Genomic DNA, 16423 nt, shown 5'->3' with positions numbered 1-16423 from the left:
CGAGCCGATTACTTGACTGAGCCAGACTACTTGGCTGGCATAGTGGGGCCGCCCTCGACCGCCAGCACCAGCCGGCGATTGGTGACCCTCGCCAGTTGCGCCAGTCGCCCGGCCGGCCGCTCGCCGTAAAGATCGGCCAGCGACGCCGGCAGCACCAGCGCCAGCACGCCATTGCCGCGCCTCTCCCATTTCAACCGCGGCATGACGCCCGGCATTGCCGCCGTCAGCAGGTAGACGACGCGCATCACCGCGGCCAGCACACGGGCGCGCTCGATATAGCGCGGCGTTGCCAGTGCCTTGATTTCCGGCGCGATCGATTCGTTGAAGACGCCATCATGACGGTAGGCGTTGGCCAGCGCCAGGAAGGCGCGGCCGGGATGGTCGACGCCGATGAAGGAGGCGTGGGCAATGATGTTGAGCGATTGCTTGCCGCGATATTCGGGATGCGCGCGCCAGCCGATGTCGGCAAGCAGGCAGGCGGCCTGGCGGTAGCGCGCCTCGTCGACCGTCTCCTCGATGCCGAAGGCGGCGAAGGTCTTGCCCGTCCACTCGACAAGCTCTTGCGCGTGGGTGACCGAGCGCGAACGCAGCCGGGCGAGTTCCTCCGACGCCGAGATCAGCGGATCCGCCTTCTGCTCGGCTTTGTCGAGCAGCGAATAGAGAAAGCCCTCGCGCACGCCCAGCGCCGAGACGATGATCTTTGACGGCTGCATCGCCGCCATGATCTCCTGCAGCACGATGGCGCCATAAGGCAGCAGCGAGCGGCGGTTCTTCGAGACGCCTTCGATACCCCTTATCTTCTCGATCTCGCCCTTGGCGACCTGCTTGAGGAAGTTCGCAGCGCTGTCGATGCCGATCTCGTAATGGTGCATGACGCTCAGCGGATAGCTGGTCATTTCCATGTACAGCCGAGCGAGGTTTCGCCAGGTGCCGCCGACGGCATAGAATGGCCTGCCCTGCCCGCCTTTCAGCAGCCTTGCCTTCGCGAGCTCGTCGCGCGCTATCTTTGCCGCCTGGGCCAGTGAGTTCTTGGCCATGTCCTGCAGGCGCAGGCCACCCAGCGGCAGCGTGATGCCGTCGCCGATTGCCTCGCCATCGACGTCGACCAGTTCGAGGCTGCCGCCGCCGAGGTCGCCGGCGATGCCGTTGGCCGGGTGGAAGCCGGAAATGACGCCAAGCGCGGAATAGTGGGCTTCCTGGCGCCCGCTCAGCACCTGGACCTCGGTCTTGAGCACATCTTCGGCGCGGTGGATGAAATCGGGGCCGTTGACCGCCTCGCGGGCGGCGGCGGTCGCCAGCACATACATATGCTCGGCGCCGGCCTGCTCGGCCAGCGCGCGGAAACGCCGAAACTCCTCCATCGAACGGGTCACCGCCTCGGGATCGAGCTTTCCGGTCGAGACGATGCCGCGACCGAGGCCGGCCAGCATCTTTTCGTTGAACAGTGTGGTCGGCGAGCGCGCCAGCCCCTCATAGACGACAAGCCGGATCGAGTTGGACCCGATGTCGATGATGGACAGCGGTCGGCGGTCCTGAAGCCGGCCCTGGGACGTTGAAATCATCAGCCGGTCGCTGCGGCGTTTTTCTTGCGGCGCTTGAACTGCGCGATGCGCTTGGGCGCATGCGATTTCAGCGCATCGCCGCGTCCGGAGAGGCTCGGATTGGTCATGAAATATTCCTGCGCGTTGAACGGTTCCTCGCCCTCCTCGAGCGTGGCGCGCCGGGAGGTTCCGTCAGCCAATACGTCGAAACTTTGCTGGTTGTCCATGATGTTGCCCAGCATGATCTGGCCGATGACTTGTTCATGCACCGTTGGATTGGTGATCGGCACCATGGTTTCGACGCGACGGTCGAGATTGCGCGGCATCAAATCGGCCGATGAGATGTAGACGATCGCCCCGTCCGACGGCAGTCCATGACCGTTGCCGAAACAATAGATTCGGCTGTGTTCGAGGAAGCGGCCGACGATCGACTTGACCCTTATGTTTTCCGACAGGCCCGGCACTTGGGGCCTCAGGCAGCAGATGCCGCGCACGACGAGATCGACCTCGACGCCGGCGCGGCTGGCGTCATAGAGCGCGTCGATGATGATCGGGTCGACCAGCGAATTCATCTTCATCCAGATGCGGGCCGGCCTGCCCTCCAGCGCATGGGCAATCTCGTCCGAAATGTGCTTGAGGATGCGCTTGCGCAGCGTGAACGGCGAGATGGCCAGCCGCATCTCCTCGGTCGGCTCGGCGTAGCCGGTGATAAAATTGAACAGCTGGGCGACATCGCGGGCGATTGTCGGAGCGGTGGTGAAGAAGGACAAGTCGGTGTAGATGCGCGCGGTGACCGGATGGTAGTTGCCGGTGCCGAGATGCACATAGTTGCGCAGCTTGCCGTCCTCGCGCCGCACCACCAGCGACATTTTCGCGTGGGTCTTCAGTTCGAGGAAGCCGAACACGACCTGAACGCCGGCGCGCTCGAGGTCGCGCGCCCAGCGGATGTTGGCTTCCTCGTCGAATCGCGCCTTGAGCTCGACCAGCGCGGTCACCGACTTGCCGGCCTCAGCCGCGTCGACCAAAGCGCGCACGATCGGGCTGTCGTTCGAGGTGCGATAGAGCGTCTGCTTGATCGCCACCACTTCCGGATCGGCCATCGCCTGGCGCAGGAACTGCACCACCACGTCGAAGGATTCGTAGGGGTGATGAACGATGATGTCCTTCTCGCGGATGGCGGCGAAACAGTCGCCGCCGTGCTCGCGGATGCGTTCGGGAAAGCGCGGATTGTAAGGCTTGAATTTGAGATCGTCGCGGGCGATGGCGACGATCTCGGAAATCTGGCTGAGCGCCAGCGGACCGGTGAGCACGCTGATCCGGCTCGACGAGACGCCAAGCTCGCCGGCGACGAACTCGCGCAGTTCGGCCGGCATCAGCTTGTCGAATTCGATGCGGATGACCGAGCCGCGACGACGCCGTTTCAGCGCCGTCTCGAACAGGCGCACGAGATCCTCGGACTCCTCCTCGACCTCGATGTCACTGTCGCGGATGATGCGGAACGTACCGGAGCCCTTGACCTCGTAGCCGGGGAACAGCTTGCCGATATAGAGGCCGACCGCTTCTTCCAGCGGAATGAAGCGGACATGATGCTTGCGGTCAGGCAAGCGGATGAAGCGCTTCAGCGCCACCGGCAGACGCAACAGCGCGCTCATCTCCTCGCCATTCCTGCGGTGGCGCAGTTGCAGCGCCATCGAGAAGCCGAGATTGGGAATGAACGGGAACGGATGCGCCGGGTCGATCGAGAGCGGTGTGAGCACCGGAAACACCTGCTCCTGGAAATGATCCTCGAGCCAGGTCTTCTCGTCCTTGGTCAGCCCATCGCGGCTGATGCTCTCGATGCCTTCCTTGTCGAGCAGCAGCATCAGAGCGGATAGGCTGTTCTGCTGGTCCTCCTGCAGGCGCTCGACCTCGCGCAGCAATTGTTCCAGCTGTTGTTCGGGGGTGCGGCCGTCCGCGCTCTTCAGCGTGATGCCTTCGCGAACCTGGCCGGCGAGACCGGCGACACGGACCATGAAGAACTCGTCGAGATTGGCGGCCGAAATCGACAGGAAGCGGACCCGCTCGAGCAGCGGATGGTTGGCGTTCAGCGATTCTTCGAGGACGCGGCGGTTGAATTGCAGCCAGGAAAACTCGCGGTTGACGAACCGGTCCGGGTTGCCGCCCTCTGGGCTCGCCACCTCGACAGTGGTGAATTCGCTCTGCACCGGCTTTAGTTCGTTCATGGTTCCTGCTCGTTTCGCACCCGCTGGCCACAGCGTCGCGCGTCTTTGCGGACGCGCAAAAGGACGCTCCCACCACTTAAGCTACGCATGATCCCCAGCAAAACCGAATTCGGTTTCGGGGCCATGCCTTAACCGGCTTAGCTTATCCTGTGACAGGCTTTTACGACAGTTTGATTTCATCGATCTTGCAAAGAGACTGCTTATGATCCAGATGCAATCCAGGTACAGCGCGGCGCGTCCTTTGGACGCGCAAAGGACGCGGTGGAATTTTGATTTTGCACATGATCCGGGGTCATGCGGCAAATATAGGAGACGACGATGGCAGGCGGTTCCATTCCCCATTTCCAGAACGATGCGGGTTATGCGGCGATCGACATCGGCGTCAAGGAATTCATGTGCACCGGCGCCAACCCGCCTTTCGACCATCCGCATGTGTTTCTCGACATGGGCGACGACAATGAAAAGGTCTGCCCCTATTGCTCGACGCTTTATCGCTATTCGCCAAAGCTGAAGGCGACGGAAACGCAGCCTGCCGGATGCCTCTATATCCACCAGGCCGCCTGACGCGCACACCATCCGATGGACGACACCCGGTCCCGGCAGGTCGTTATCGCCGGAGCCGGCGTCGCCGGACTGACCGCGGCACTGGCGTTTTCCGAGCGCGGCTATCTGGTGCGGCTGTTCGAACAGGCGCCGCGCCTCGAAGCGGCCGGCGCCGGCATCCAGCTCTCACCCAACGCGACGCGCATCCTTCGCCAGTTCGGCGTGCTCGACCGGCTGTTGCCGGCGGCGGTGCGGCCGGAGGCCGTCGTGCTCAAGGACGCCGCCACGCTGCGTGAGCTGGCGCGGGTGCCGCTCGGCGAAGCGGCCGAAAGGCGCTGGCAGGCGCCTTATCTCGTCGCTCATCGGGCTGATCTGCAAGACGCGCTGATGGCGCGCCTTGCCGAACAGCCGGACATCAGTCTCGTCACCGGCGCGCGCGTCGGCGGCATCGCCACAGGACCGCGCCATGCCACGGCAACTGTCGAGATTGCCGGCAAGACAGTCGAAGCCGGCGGCTTTCTGCTGATCGGCGCCGACGGCGTCTGGTCGGCGATCCGGGCTTTTGGCGGGTTTGCGGCCAAAAGCCGGTTTTCGGGCGAGCTTGCCTGGCGTGCTACGATCAGTGCAGGCAGTGTCGCAGGAGAAGCCCTTGCGGCGGTCGGCGCCGCCAATTGCGTGACCACCTTCCTGCATCCCGGCTTCCACCTCGTCGCCTATCCCGTCAGCAACGGCATGGCGTTCAACCTGGCTGCCTTCACCAGGGGCGAGGTCATCGCCGAGCGGCGGTCGGGCCACGCCGACCCCAATATCCTCCTCGGCGCCATGCGTGGCACGGCGGCAGCGCTGGCCCGGCTTGCCGAGGACGCCGGCCCGTGGACCGCGTGGCCGATCCATACGGTCGACCAGGCACAGCCATGGACGACGCCCGCCGGCATCGCGCTGATCGGTGATGCGGCGCATGCAATGACGCCGTTCGCGGCGCAGGGGGCGGCGATGGCGATCGAGGATGCCGCAACCCTTGCCGGCTTTGTCGCTGCCGCGCCCGCCGATCCGTGGGGCGCGCTTGCCGCCTGGGAGAAGATGCGCCGCCCGCGCATCGCCAAGGTCGCCCGCCGCGGTGCGGTCAACCGGCTCGCCTGGCATGCAGCGGGGCCGGTGGCCGTCGCGCGCAACCTGTTCCTGAAGTGGCGCTCGCCGGAAAAGCTCGCGGCCGATCTCGACTGGCTCTATGGCTGGCGGCCGCCGGATGGCGATCGGCAATGAAAGCTCGACCGGTTGGCGGGACAGCGCCCCCCTCCTGTCCTGCCCTCTTGGCCAAAAACTTGGCATCTCCCCCCACTTGGGGGGAGATCGGCCGTCACCTCGGCTTTCGCCAATCTCCAACGTTGCAGGATGAAGCGCGGCGCCGAAACTGAATATCTCCCTCCTTGTGCCTCCTTGTGGGGGAGATGTCCGGCAGGACAGAGGGGGGCGCGCCGCAATGAGGCGCTGATTACCCGGAGCATCAATTATAAATCCGCATCGACAGGTCGAGTGAGGCCGCCAGCGGATTCCACCAGCCTGTCCGCAGGCCGCCGATACGCAGAGCCGCCGCTGTCCAGGTGTTGCAGCCAGCCAGCGCATTGAAATGGCCGTTGGCTTCGTAGAAGCGGTCGAACCTGGAATAAGCGGCATTCTCGATCAGGATCGGACCGTTCGGCCCTTGCTGGAAACTCGCCGCGATGAAGTCGAGCAGCGCTGCAAAACGCTGCTCGCTGATGTCGAAGCCGGCGACGTCGGGGTGCGGCTCGACAATGTTGCCGGCGACATCGACATGCATCACCGATGCGTCCAATGTCAGCGCCTTCATCACCGGCGCCGCCTTCAGTTCCGACCAGGTCGGCGTCTCCAGATAGAAGGCGCGGCCTCCCCAGCCGAAGACGATGTAGCGGACCCCAGCCATGTCGGCCGGAATGCCGCCACCGACCAGGAAATGGAAGCGCTTGCGCACGTCGTCATCGACCGGGATGGCGATATCGATGTGGATCGGATTTTTCAGCACCAGGACGTGCCTGGTGGCGGCGGGATCGGCGGCGGCCGCCGGCAAGAGCGGCCGTGGAATGAATGTGCCCAGAACCACGGCAAGCACGATTGCCACCACCAGAATGGCGAGAAAACGCCCAAGCCTTTTCACGAGGGACGGCTTTTTCATGAGGGACGGCCTCGCAATCGGGGCGCAATCGCCTGCTGACGGCTCAGACGCAAAAGAGCCCGGCAGGGTTTCGGCCGGGCTCTTTTGATTCGCGTGAGAGCAATCAGTGCAGGATTTGCGACAGGAACAGTTTTGTGCGCTCGTGGCGCGGATTGTCGAAGAACTCGGCTGGCGTGTTCTGCTCGACGATCTGGCCCTGGTCCATGAAGATCACCCGGTTGGCGACCTTGCGTGCAAAGCCCATCTCGTGGGTGACGCAGAGCATGGTCATGCCCTCTTCGGCGAGGCCAACCATCGTCTCCAGCACTTCCTTGATCATTTCGGGATCGAGCGCCGAGGTCGGCTCGTCGAACAGCATGATGCGCGGATTCATGCACAACGAGCGGGCGATGGCGACGCGCTGCTGCTGGCCGCCGGAAAGCTGGCCGGGATATTTGTTGGCCTGTTCCGGAATCTTGACGCGCGTGAGGAAGTGCATGGCGATTTCCTCGGCCTGCTTCTTCGGCGTCTTGCGCACCCAGATCGGCGCCAGCGTGCAGTTTTCCAGGATGGTCAAATGCGGGAACAGGTTGAAATGCTGGAACACCATGCCGACCTCGCGGCGCACCTCGTCGATCTTCTTGAGATCGTTGGTCAATTCCTTGCCGTCGACGATGATCTTGCCCTTCTGGTGCTCTTCCAGCCGGTTGATGCAGCGGATCATCGTCGATTTGCCCGAGCCCGAAGGGCCGCAAATGACGATGCGCTCGCCGCGCATCACCTTCAGGTTGATGTCCTTCAGCACATGGAATTCGCCGTACCATTTGTGCATGGCGATGATGTCGATGGCGACATCGGTGGTGGAAACCTGCATCTTGGCGGCATTGACCTTGATCTCTTCCGCGCTGACTGCATTTTCTATTGTCATGGAAGGTTCCCTTTTTTGTTCTTAGCGCTTGTGGCCGGTGTCGAGCCGGCGTTCCGTGAACATCGAATAGCGCGACATGCCGAAACAGAACAGCCAGAAGACAAAGGCAGCAAACACTAGGCCGGACCTGGCCGTTTGCGGCGTTGCCCAGTTGGGGTCGTTAAAATTCTGTTTGACGACGCCGAGCAGGTCGAACATCGAGATGATCGAAACCAGGCTGGTGTCCTTGAACATGCCAATGAAGGTATTGACGATGCCGGGAATGACCAGCTTCAGCGCCTGCGGCAGCACGATCAGGCCCATTTTCTGCCAGTAACCGAGGCCGAGCGAATCCGCACCCTCATATTGGCCCTTGGGGATCGCCTGCAGGCCGCCCCGCACCACTTCGGCCATATAGGCAGCGGCAAACAGCGAAACACCGATCAGCGCGCGCAGGAACTTGTCGAAGCTGACGCCGGCCGGCAGGAACAGCGGCAGCATGACGCTGGCCATGAACAGCACGGTGATCAGCGGGATGCCGCGCACCGTCTCGATGAAGATGACGCACAGCATCTTGACGATCGGCATCTTCGAGCGCCGTCCGAGCGCCAGCACGATGCCGAGCGGCAGCGACACGGCAATGCCGACGAAGGACAGGGTGAGCGTCACCAGCAGCCCTCCCCATAGCGGGGTTTCGACATGCGGCAGGCCGAACACGCCACCAACCAGCAGGATGAAGGCAAAGATCGGCAGCGCCCCGAAGAACAATATGGCGTTCAGCCCCTTGCGCGGCACCTTCGGGATGAGCAGCGGCACCAGAAGCGCCACGAACAGGATGGCGACCAGGATCGGCCGCCAGCGCTCATCGATCGGATAGCGGCCGAACATGAACTGGCCGAACTTGGCGTTGACGAAGGCCCAACAGGCGCCGGACCAGCCGTCCGGCTGGACGCCGCCCTGTGCCGCTGTGGCGCAAAAGGTGCGGTCCGCGCCGGTCCATTGGGCGTTGATGAAGGCCCAGCTGATCAGTTGCGGCAGGATCATCGCGACCAGCACGATGCCGATGATGGTCAGGATCGTGTCACCGGTCGACGCAATCAGGTTCTTGCGTATCCAGGCGCCCAGGCCGCGCTCGCTTGCAGGCGCCGACTGTGCCAGCGCCATTTCGACGCGGACGAAGGAAAGATCGTGCTCCTGCATGTCGCTACCTCTCCACCAGCGCCATTCTGGCGTTGACCACGTTCATGACCGCCGACGTTAACAGGCTGAGTGCGAGATAGACCACCATCATGATCAGCACGCACTCGATAGCCTGACCGGTCTGGTTCAGCACCGTGCCGGTCGTCGCCGTCAGATCCGGGTAGCCGATGGCGATGGCCAGGGACGAGTTTTTGGTCAGGTTCAGATATTGGCTGGTCAGCGGCGGAATGACGATCCGCATGGCTTGCGGAATGACGACAAGCCGCAGGATCGATCCCGGCCGCAGCCCGAGCGCACCAGCTGCCTCGGTCTGACCCTTATTGACGCCCATGATGCCGGCCCGCACGATTTCGGCGATGAAGGCCGCCGTATAGAAGGACAGCGCCAGGTAGAGCGACAGGAACTCCGGTTTGACCTGAAAGCCGCCAGTCAGGTTGAAGGTCGATTGCTTTGGATAATCGAAGCTCAGCGGGAAGCCGCTGAGCGCGTAGGCCAGCAACGGCAAGCCGATGATCAAAGCCGCCGATGTCCAGAACACAGGGAATTGCTGGCCGGTCGCCATCTGCCGCTGACGCGCCTTGCGGGCGACGAACCACGCCATGGCGATGCCGAGAAGCAAAGCAACCAGGATCAGCCAGGAGCCTTCGCCCCACACGGCGCGTGGAAAATAAAAGCCGCGTTGGTTGAGAAAAGAGCTGAACGGCAAATTGATGCTTTCACGCGGCGGCGGCAGCACCGAAAGCACGCCGGAATACCAGAAGAAGATGACCAGCAGCGGCGGGATGTTGCGAAAGACCTCGACATAGACCATGCAGATCTTGCGGATCAGCCAGTTGTGCGAAAGCCGGCCGACGCCAAGGATAAAGCCGATGATGGTGGCGGTGACGATGCCGGCGGCGGCAACGATGAGCGTGTTGACGAAGCCGACCACAATGGCGCGGCCATAGGTCGAATCCGACGAATAGGCGATGGCGCTGTCACTGATGTCGAAGCCGGCGCGGCCCCTGAGGAAGCCGAAGCCTGACGCAATGCGCAGGCGCGTCAGATTGTCTATGGTGTTTTGGACGATCCACCAGACCAACGCAACCAGCACGATAACGACCACCGCCTGGAAGACTATGCCGCGGACCTTTGGATCATTGATGAAGGAGCCGCGGCTTGGCTCCTCGCGAAGAATTTCCTGCGATGCCATTCGACCATCCCCTGGAAAGAGAAACCGGGAGGCAGACGATCTGCCTCCCGGATCACATTTCGATCAGCGGATCGGCGGAGAGTATTGCAGACCGCCCTTGGTCCACAGCGCGTTGATGCCGCGCGCGATCTTCAGCGGGCTGCCCGACCCGACATTGCGTTCGAACATTTCGCCGTAATTGCCGACGGCCTTGACGATGTTGACGACCCAGTCGTTGGAGACGCCGAGATCGGTGCCGATCTTGGTATCGGCCTCCTGGCCGAGCACGCGCTTGATCTCGGGATTTTCCGAGGCCTTCATTTCCTCGACATTGGCCTTGGTGATGCCGAGTTCCTCTGCCTGCAGCAGCGCAAAATAGGTCCACTTTACGATGTGGTACCACTGGTCGTCGCCCTGGCGCACGGCCGGTCCGAGCGGTTCCTTGGAGATGATCTCAGGCAGCACGACGTGGTCGGCGGGCGCGCCCAGCGTCAGCCGGATGCCGTAGAGACCTGATTGGTCGGTGGTGTAGACATCGCAACGGCCGGCGTCATAGGCCGCATCGACCTCTGACAGCTGTTCAAACACGACCGGGCTGTACTCCATCTTGTTCGTCTTGAAGTAGTCGGCGAGGTTGAGTTCGGTCGTGGTGCCGCTCTGCACGCAGACCGCCGCGCCCGAAAGCTGCAGCGCGGAATTCACCCCCGGTAGCTTCTTGGCGTTGATCATGAAGCCCTGTCCGTCATAATAGGTGACACCGACGAAGTTCAGACCAAGCGCAGTATCGCGGTTGATGGTCCAGGTGGTGTTGCGCGACAGGACGTCGATCTCGCCTGACTGCAGTGCGGTGAAGCGTTCCTTGGCGCTGAGCGGCGTGAATTTGACCTTGGTGCCATCGCCGAACACGGCGGCCGCGACAGCGCGGCAGAAGTCCGCATCGATGCCTTGCCAGTCGCCTTTGTCGTCCGGCGCCGAGAAGCCGGCCAGACCGGTCGACACGCCGCATTGGATGAAGCCCTTGGCCTTGACGTCGTCGAGCGTGGCCGCCGACGCGGCCGAAGCGACCAATCCAAGCGTGGCGGCGCCCAGAATGCCGATTGCAATGTGTTTCATAACCCACAGACCCTTTTCTGTTTTTTTCAGGCGAACCTGACTTTTTTTCCGTGTGAACGCAGCTTCCCGTTCCGGCCCATTACCGGAACCCGCATCGCAACCGACGCGCTGCCTCCCATTCACGAGCTGCATCGAAGGCGATTATCACAGTGAGGTCAAGGAAAATGACCGAAACCCCAAGAGTTTCAAACCATTTGCCGCAAATGCCTGAATTGCAGACAAACGCGCCCGAAAATTAGCCAGCAACTGCGAGGTCCGGCCAACGCGAATCGGAGCTGGCTTCTGAAATCCTTCTTCGGCGAGACAGCGCCGCGCGCCTGAATGCCATCGGAGCGATTGGCACAACCAGTCCGCCGGCTGGCGGTTGGCGAACGGTTGCGCGGCCAATGCCGCCGCACTATGGCTAGCGCTTCATCAGAGGCGAAGCGCAATGGCAAAAGACGGCAATGAAATGGGCATCAACACGCGGCTTGCCCACTCGGGCAACAATCCGCATGACTATTTCGGCTTCATCAACCCGCCGGTCGTGCATGCCTCGACCGTGCTCTTTCCCAACGCGGCGACGATGGCGGCACGCGGCCAGAAATACACCTACGGCACGCGCGGCACGCCGACCACCGACGCCCTTGCCAGCGCCATCGACGGACTGGAAGGCTCGGCCGGCACGATTGTGGTGCCCTCCGGCCTGGTGGCGGTGACAGTGCCGCTGCTCGCCTTCCTGTCGGCGGGCGACCATGTCCTGATTGTCGATTCCGTCTATCACCCAACCCGCAATTTCGCCGACACGATGCTGAAACGGCTAGGCGTCGAGGTCGAATATTACGATCCGCATGTCGGCGCCGGTATAGCGGCGTTGATCAAATCCAACACCAAGGTCGTGTTCACCGAATCGCCGGCCTCCAACACTTTCGAGGTGCAGGACATACCGGCCATTTCCAGCGCGGCACACGCCGCAGGTGCGATCGTGATGATGGACAACACCTGGGCGACGCCGCTCTACTTCCGCCCGCTCGACCACGGCGTCGACATCTCGATCCATGCGGCGACGAAATATCCGGCCGGCCATTCCGACGTGCTGCTCGGCACGGCGTCGGCCAACAAGGCCTGCTGGAAACAGCTTTGCGAGACATTTTACACGATGGGCTGCTGCGCCGGGCCGGACGACGTCTATCAGGTGCTGCGCGGCCTGCGCACCATGGGTGTGCGCCTCGACCACCATCAGCGCAGCGCTCTGGCGATCGCCGGCTGGCTGGAGGGCCAGCCGGGCGTGGCGCGGGTGCTGCATCCAGCGCTTGCCAGCCATCCCGACCACGATCTCTGGAAGCGCGACTTCTGCGGCTCGAGCGGCATTTTTTCGATCGTGCTCAAGGGCGGCGGCCAGAAACAGCAGCATGCCTTCCTTGACGCGCTCAGGATATTCGGCCTCGGCTATTCCTGGGGCGGCTATGAGAGCCTTGCGGTGCCGGTCTTCCTCGGCGACCGCGTCGTCGCCAAGGGGCCTTATGACGGCCCGCTCATCCGCCTGCAGATCGGACTCGAGGATGTCGAGGATTTGAAGGCCGATCTGGCGCGCGGCCTCACTGCGGCGGCGGGTTGAGCTACGGTAGCGAGCTTCCAACACCGATTCAGAAAACGCGCTCAACCTCTTGAAAAGACTAGCCGGATCACGCTGTGTAGCTGCTCCGGCTGGCGGCCGGACCTCGCCTGATCTACCCGCGTCGCGCAACAATATTTCCCAAATCCGCTATTTCTCGGATTGGTTTGGCTTTCGAATTCAGCAGTCTGGCGTCATTGCAAGGCGTTTCAAAGTTCAACACTCCTCGGGGATCAACCCCAGAGTGGGATCAACCCCAGAGCACCCATGGCCTTTCGTCTTTTTTCTCCCATACTGGCCGGCGCGACACTGCGCGAGCGCATGATCGCCTGTTTCGGTGCGACGATCGGCATTGCGCTGACCGGCGCGATCGGTGGCCTCGTGCTCGGCAGCGGCCCGCATGTGCCGCTGCTCGTGGCGCCGATGGGTGCCTCGGCCGTGCTTTTGTTCGCAGTGCCGGCGAGCCCGTTGGCGCAACCCTGGTCGATCATCGGCGGCAACACCATATCGGCGCTCGTCGGCGTGATTGTGGCGCGTTTCATACATGAGCCCGTCCTTGTGGTGGGCATTGCGGTATCGTTGGCCATCGCCGCGATGTCGTTCACACGCTGCCTGCATCCACCAGGCGGCGCGGCGGCTCTGACGGCGGTGTTCGGCGGCCCGGCCGTCATCGACGCCGGCTTCCTGTTTCCGTTCGTGCCGGTGGCATTGAACTCGATCGTGCTGGTGGCGCTCGGATACGGTTTTCACAAGCTGACGCGACGGACCTACCCGCATGGTACCACCGCTGCGTCAAAGAACAGCCACGGCACCATCGATCCACCGGCGCAGGAGCGTATCGGCTTCCGGCCCGAGGACATCGATGCTGCGCTCGGCGCTTTGGAGGAGACGTTCGACATCGACCGCAACGATCTCGAACGGCTACTGCGGCAGGTGGAGTTACAGGCGATGGTGCGCACGCACCGGACCTTGCTGTGCGAGGATATCATGTCGCGCGACGTGATTGCCGTGGACGAGCATGCTGATGCCGACGAGGCGCGTCATCTGCTGCTCGATCACAATATCCGGATGCTGCCGGTCGTCGACGCGGAGGCCAAGCTTATCGGCGCCGTCGGACTGCGCGAACTGGCGCGGGCGGCGCAAGCGGTGAAAAGCGTGACAAAGGCCGTGGCGACTGCCTCGGCGAGTGCGCCGGCCATGGGCCTCCTGCCGGTGCTTACCGACGGCCGCAGCCACGCCGTCGTCATCGTAGACGACAACCAGCACATCCTCGGCCTCATCACGCAGACCGATCTGCTGGCCGCAACGGCACGCGCGCAAGCTGGCGACAAGGCGTTGGGGGAAGCGGCAGCGTAAGCGGTGCCGGCCGCCGGGAAAAATGTTCGGGAACCTTTTCGCGGTTAGCCCGTCCAATGTTTCGATCGGAGGATTTGCTTCCGGTCATGAGATTGGCTCGCGATGAGGAAACCGGCCATATCTGCGACCGTCATGCCCGCCGCATCTGGCGAGATGCAGCTTGTCGGCCGTGCGCTGGCGCGCGAGGGCGGAGCCTTCCACACGATTATCAAAATGCACAACCAGCGACTCTATCGTATCGCCCGCAGCGTCGTCCGCAACGACAGCGAGGCTGAAGACATCGTGCAGGAGGCCTATGTCAGGGCCTTTGCCCAGCTCGGGGATTTTCGCGGCGAATCCTCTCTCGCCACATGGCTGTCGCGCATCGTCATCAACGAGGCGCTTGGGCGTTTGCGCAAAAGGCGGCGAACGGTAGCGATGCCGCAAAATCTACAAGCCGAAATCATCAAGTTCCCCCTCAATCCCAGCGACGATCCGGAGCGGATGATGGCGCAACGGCAGATCCTCGAGCTTGTCGAACGGGCGACCGATCGCCTTCCCGATGTCTACCGGACAGTATTCGTGGCGCGGGTGATCGAAGGTCTCAGCATAGACGAGACCGCCGAATTGCTTGATGTGCGGCCCGAAACCGTCAAGACCCGGCTGCACCGCGCCCGCGCCCTCGTGCGCAAGGCGCTGGCCGATCAGATCGGCCCGGTGCTGCTCGATGCCTTCCCCTTCGCCGGCCGCCGGTGTGAACGGCTGACCGCCGCGGTGATGCAGCGGCTTGGCTTTACAGACTGATTTTCCCGAATTCCCGGGAACGTTTGCTCCCTTCCGGCATCCAATCATCGTCAACTGAAAATGCCCGGAGCCAACCGCATCCGGCGAAGGAGAACGTCATGTTTATTCGATCGACCACCGCACTGGCCGCGCTTTTCCTGCTCAGCGCAGCGACGTCGGCGCAAGCCTCCGACAAGCCGAGCGACCCGCAGATCGCGCACATCGCCTACACAGCCGGCGTGCTTGACGTCGAGGCGGCCATGCAAGCACTGAAGAAATCGAAGAACAAGGAGATTCTCGATTTCGCCAAAGACATGGTGCGAGACCATGAAGCCGTGAACAAACAGGCGCTTGACCTGGTCGAGAAGCTCAACGTCACGCCAGAGGACAACGCCACCAGCAAGGCGCTAACCAAGGCGGCGGCCGAGGAACGGGCGAAGCTCGCCAAGCTCGACGGCACCGCGTTCGACAAGGCCTATGTCGACAACGAGGTTGCCTATCACAAGCAGGTCAACGGCGCGCTCGAAACTCTGCTGATCCCCTCGGCCGAGAATGCCGAACTGAAGAGCCTGCTGGAGACCGGCCTGAAGCTATTCCAGGGCCATGAACAGCATGCCGAACATGTCGCCGGCATGCTGAAATGAGAACAGCACCGACGGTGTCGAAACGGCATCTGTGGATTGCAATGGCGTTGAGTATTGCTGCCGCACCAGCCAAGGCCGAAACGATTGAGGTGACGATCGAGAGGCTTGTATTTTCGCCCGCAAGCATTGAGGCGAAGGTCGGCGACACGATCGTGTGGGTCAACAACGACGTGTTCGCCCACACGGCGACCGTCAAAGGCGGCTGGGAGGTGACGATCCCGCCGAAGACATCGGCGAGCATGGTCCTTCAGAAGGCGGAAGCGTTCGACTATTTCTGCCGCTTCCACCCCAACATGAAAGGGCAAATGACGGTGACGTCGCCCTAGCCAAGCCAGCAGAGACCGCCCTGCGCGCTCAGGGCGGTCGGGCGGCGTCAAGCCGCCTGGTAGCGGGGCGCCGGGTCGCCGGTCTGCGTCGCGGCGAACAGGGCGGTGGGGGCGGCGTCGTAGGTTTCCCACAGCGCGACGGTCTGGTCGAGGTCCGCCAGGATGCCCATGATCGGCGAACGAAACATGCTGTGCTGACGCCACTCGGAAAAGCGCGATACCAGCAGGCATATGTCGTGTGGGTCGAGGCCAACCGGCGCGTCGAGGCGATTTTGGGGGCGGCCGCGGCCGAAAAGCTGAGGAGCCTCGCCGACGATGTCGCCTCGCAGGACTTTCTCGACGCCTATGTTTCGAAGCCGGCGGGCAGCACCGAATCGTCGGAGCGTTAGAGCGCCGCGCATCCTTTGGGACGCGCCACGGACGGTCTGGTCTAGTCTTTCTACGACCAGCGACCGCCGCTCGGATGCAGGCGGACGACAATCTGTGCTAAAGTAACCCTATGAAAGCATGGCTGGAAGCGGCAAAAAGCCGGGCCCGCGACATCAAGCTTGATGTCGTCGCCCTGTGGTTCGCCGCACGCGATCCTCAAGTGCCCTGGTTTGCAAAGTTCGTTGCCGGAATGGTAGCCGCCTATGCGCTTTCCCCAATCGACCTGATCCCGGATTTCATTCCGGTGCTCGGTTATCTCGACGACCTGATCATCGTACCGCTCGGCGTAATCCTGGCCATAAGGCTTGTTCCGCCGCCGCTGATGGACGAGTTTAGGGGGGGGGGCGCCCCGCGGGGAAAAAACCCCCCAAACAGGGGGGGGGTTTTTTTTTTGGTGGGGGGGGGGGTGGGGTTTGGGGCGTTTGGGGTTTTGGGGGGGTGGGGG

17 protein-coding genes are annotated in these 16423 nt (G+C 62.7%); 9 read left to right on the top strand and 8 right to left on the bottom strand.

Annotation, left to right across the window (positions count from 1 at the left end; all coding sequences use genetic code 11):
* Positions 1–26 precede the first annotated feature (26 nt).
* Positions 27–1562, bottom strand: a complete 1536-nt coding sequence (gene ppx, locus AC0L2B_RS01905; protein ID WP_473743939.1) for an exopolyphosphatase — start codon at positions 1560–1562, stop codon at positions 27–29.
* Positions 1562–3763 (bottom strand): RNA degradosome polyphosphate kinase, encoded by a 2202-nt coding sequence (locus AC0L2B_RS01900; protein WP_473513667.1) that lies wholly within the window; start codon positions 3761–3763, stop codon positions 1562–1564. Before AC0L2B_RS01900 ends, ppx begins: the two co-directional genes overlap by 1 nt.
* A gap of 318 nt (positions 3764–4081) precedes the next feature.
* On the opposite strand from AC0L2B_RS01900, the gene AC0L2B_RS01895 reads away from it, so the two are divergent.
* On the top strand, positions 4082–4327 hold the full coding sequence (locus tag AC0L2B_RS01895) for a zinc-finger domain-containing protein (RefSeq protein WP_091590655.1): 246 nt from the start codon (positions 4082–4084) through the stop codon (positions 4325–4327).
* A 15-nt stretch (positions 4328–4342) separates the two neighbouring features.
* Positions 4343–5569, top strand: a complete 1227-nt coding sequence (locus AC0L2B_RS01890; protein ID WP_473743938.1) for an FAD-dependent monooxygenase — start codon at positions 4343–4345, stop codon at positions 5567–5569.
* A gap of 241 nt (positions 5570–5810) precedes the next feature.
* Here AC0L2B_RS01890 and AC0L2B_RS01885 read toward each other — a convergent pair whose 3' ends face one another.
* The 5 genes from AC0L2B_RS01885 to AC0L2B_RS01865 form a co-directional block, all read right to left on the bottom strand.
* Complete coding sequence (locus AC0L2B_RS01885) at positions 5811–6497, bottom strand: TIGR02117 family protein (protein ID WP_473743937.1); 687 nt, start codon at positions 6495–6497, stop codon at positions 5811–5813.
* A 103-nt stretch (positions 6498–6600) separates the two neighbouring features.
* Positions 6601–7404 (bottom strand): amino acid ABC transporter ATP-binding protein, encoded by an 804-nt coding sequence (locus AC0L2B_RS01880; RefSeq protein WP_023800620.1) that lies wholly within the window; start codon positions 7402–7404, stop codon positions 6601–6603.
* 21 nt (positions 7405–7425) lie between these two features.
* Positions 7426–8583, bottom strand: coding sequence for an amino acid ABC transporter permease (locus tag AC0L2B_RS01875; RefSeq protein ID WP_027155356.1), 1158 nt, complete (start codon positions 8581–8583; stop codon positions 7426–7428).
* Between the two features lie 4 nt (positions 8584–8587).
* On the bottom strand, positions 8588–9775 hold the full coding sequence (locus AC0L2B_RS01870; RefSeq protein WP_091590650.1) for an amino acid ABC transporter permease: 1188 nt from the start codon (positions 9773–9775) through the stop codon (positions 8588–8590).
* A gap of 63 nt (positions 9776–9838) precedes the next feature.
* Entirely contained in the window at positions 9839–10867 is a 1029-nt protein-coding gene (locus AC0L2B_RS01865) for an amino acid ABC transporter substrate-binding protein (protein ID WP_091590648.1), read from the bottom strand.
* 430 nt (positions 10868–11297) lie between these two features.
* Here AC0L2B_RS01865 and AC0L2B_RS01860 point away from each other — a divergent pair, with 430 nt between their 5' ends.
* The 5 genes from AC0L2B_RS01860 to AC0L2B_RS01840 all read left to right on the top strand — a co-directional run bounded on the left by AC0L2B_RS01860 (position 11298) and on the right by AC0L2B_RS01840 (position 15549).
* Positions 11298–12464 carry a cystathionine beta-lyase gene (locus AC0L2B_RS01860; protein ID WP_287341767.1) on the top strand — a complete coding sequence of 389 codons (1167 nt, stop codon included), beginning with the start codon at positions 11298–11300 and terminating at the stop codon, positions 12462–12464.
* 264 nt (positions 12465–12728) lie between these two features.
* Complete coding sequence (locus AC0L2B_RS01855) at positions 12729–13817, top strand: HPP family protein (RefSeq protein WP_473743936.1); 1089 nt, start codon at positions 12729–12731, stop codon at positions 13815–13817.
* 102 nt (positions 13818–13919) lie between these two features.
* The gene (locus AC0L2B_RS01850) at positions 13920–14600 is read left to right on the top strand and encodes an RNA polymerase sigma factor (protein ID WP_287053773.1); all 681 of its coding nucleotides are present in this window, start codon (positions 13920–13922) and stop codon (positions 14598–14600) included.
* Positions 14601–14698: 98 nt separating this feature from the next.
* Complete coding sequence (locus AC0L2B_RS01845) at positions 14699–15223, top strand: DUF4142 domain-containing protein (RefSeq protein ID WP_473513659.1); 525 nt, start codon at positions 14699–14701, stop codon at positions 15221–15223.
* Positions 15220–15549 (top strand): cupredoxin domain-containing protein, encoded by a 330-nt coding sequence (locus tag AC0L2B_RS01840; RefSeq protein ID WP_473743935.1) that lies wholly within the window; start codon positions 15220–15222, stop codon positions 15547–15549. Before AC0L2B_RS01845 ends, AC0L2B_RS01840 begins: the two co-directional genes overlap by 4 nt.
* A gap of 47 nt (positions 15550–15596) precedes the next feature.
* Here the strand turns inward: AC0L2B_RS01840 and AC0L2B_RS01835 are convergent, their stop codons facing one another.
* Entirely contained in the window at positions 15597–15737 is a 141-nt protein-coding gene (locus tag AC0L2B_RS01835) for a hypothetical protein (RefSeq protein WP_473743933.1), read from the bottom strand.
* 3 nt (positions 15738–15740) lie between these two features.
* Between AC0L2B_RS01835 and AC0L2B_RS01830 the strand changes: the two genes are divergently transcribed.
* Positions 15741–15938, top strand: coding sequence for a hypothetical protein (locus tag AC0L2B_RS01830; protein WP_473531527.1), 198 nt, complete (start codon positions 15741–15743; stop codon positions 15936–15938).
* 110 nt (positions 15939–16048) lie between these two features.
* A partial coding sequence (locus AC0L2B_RS01825) for a YkvA family protein (protein WP_473743932.1) occupies positions 16049–16423 on the top strand: 375 nt, incomplete at its 3' end.

The organism is Mesorhizobium sp. WSM4815 (assembly GCF_055811575.1).
The sequence above is the reverse complement of the archived record's forward strand: the minus strand, read 5'-3'. Positions and strand labels throughout refer to the sequence as shown.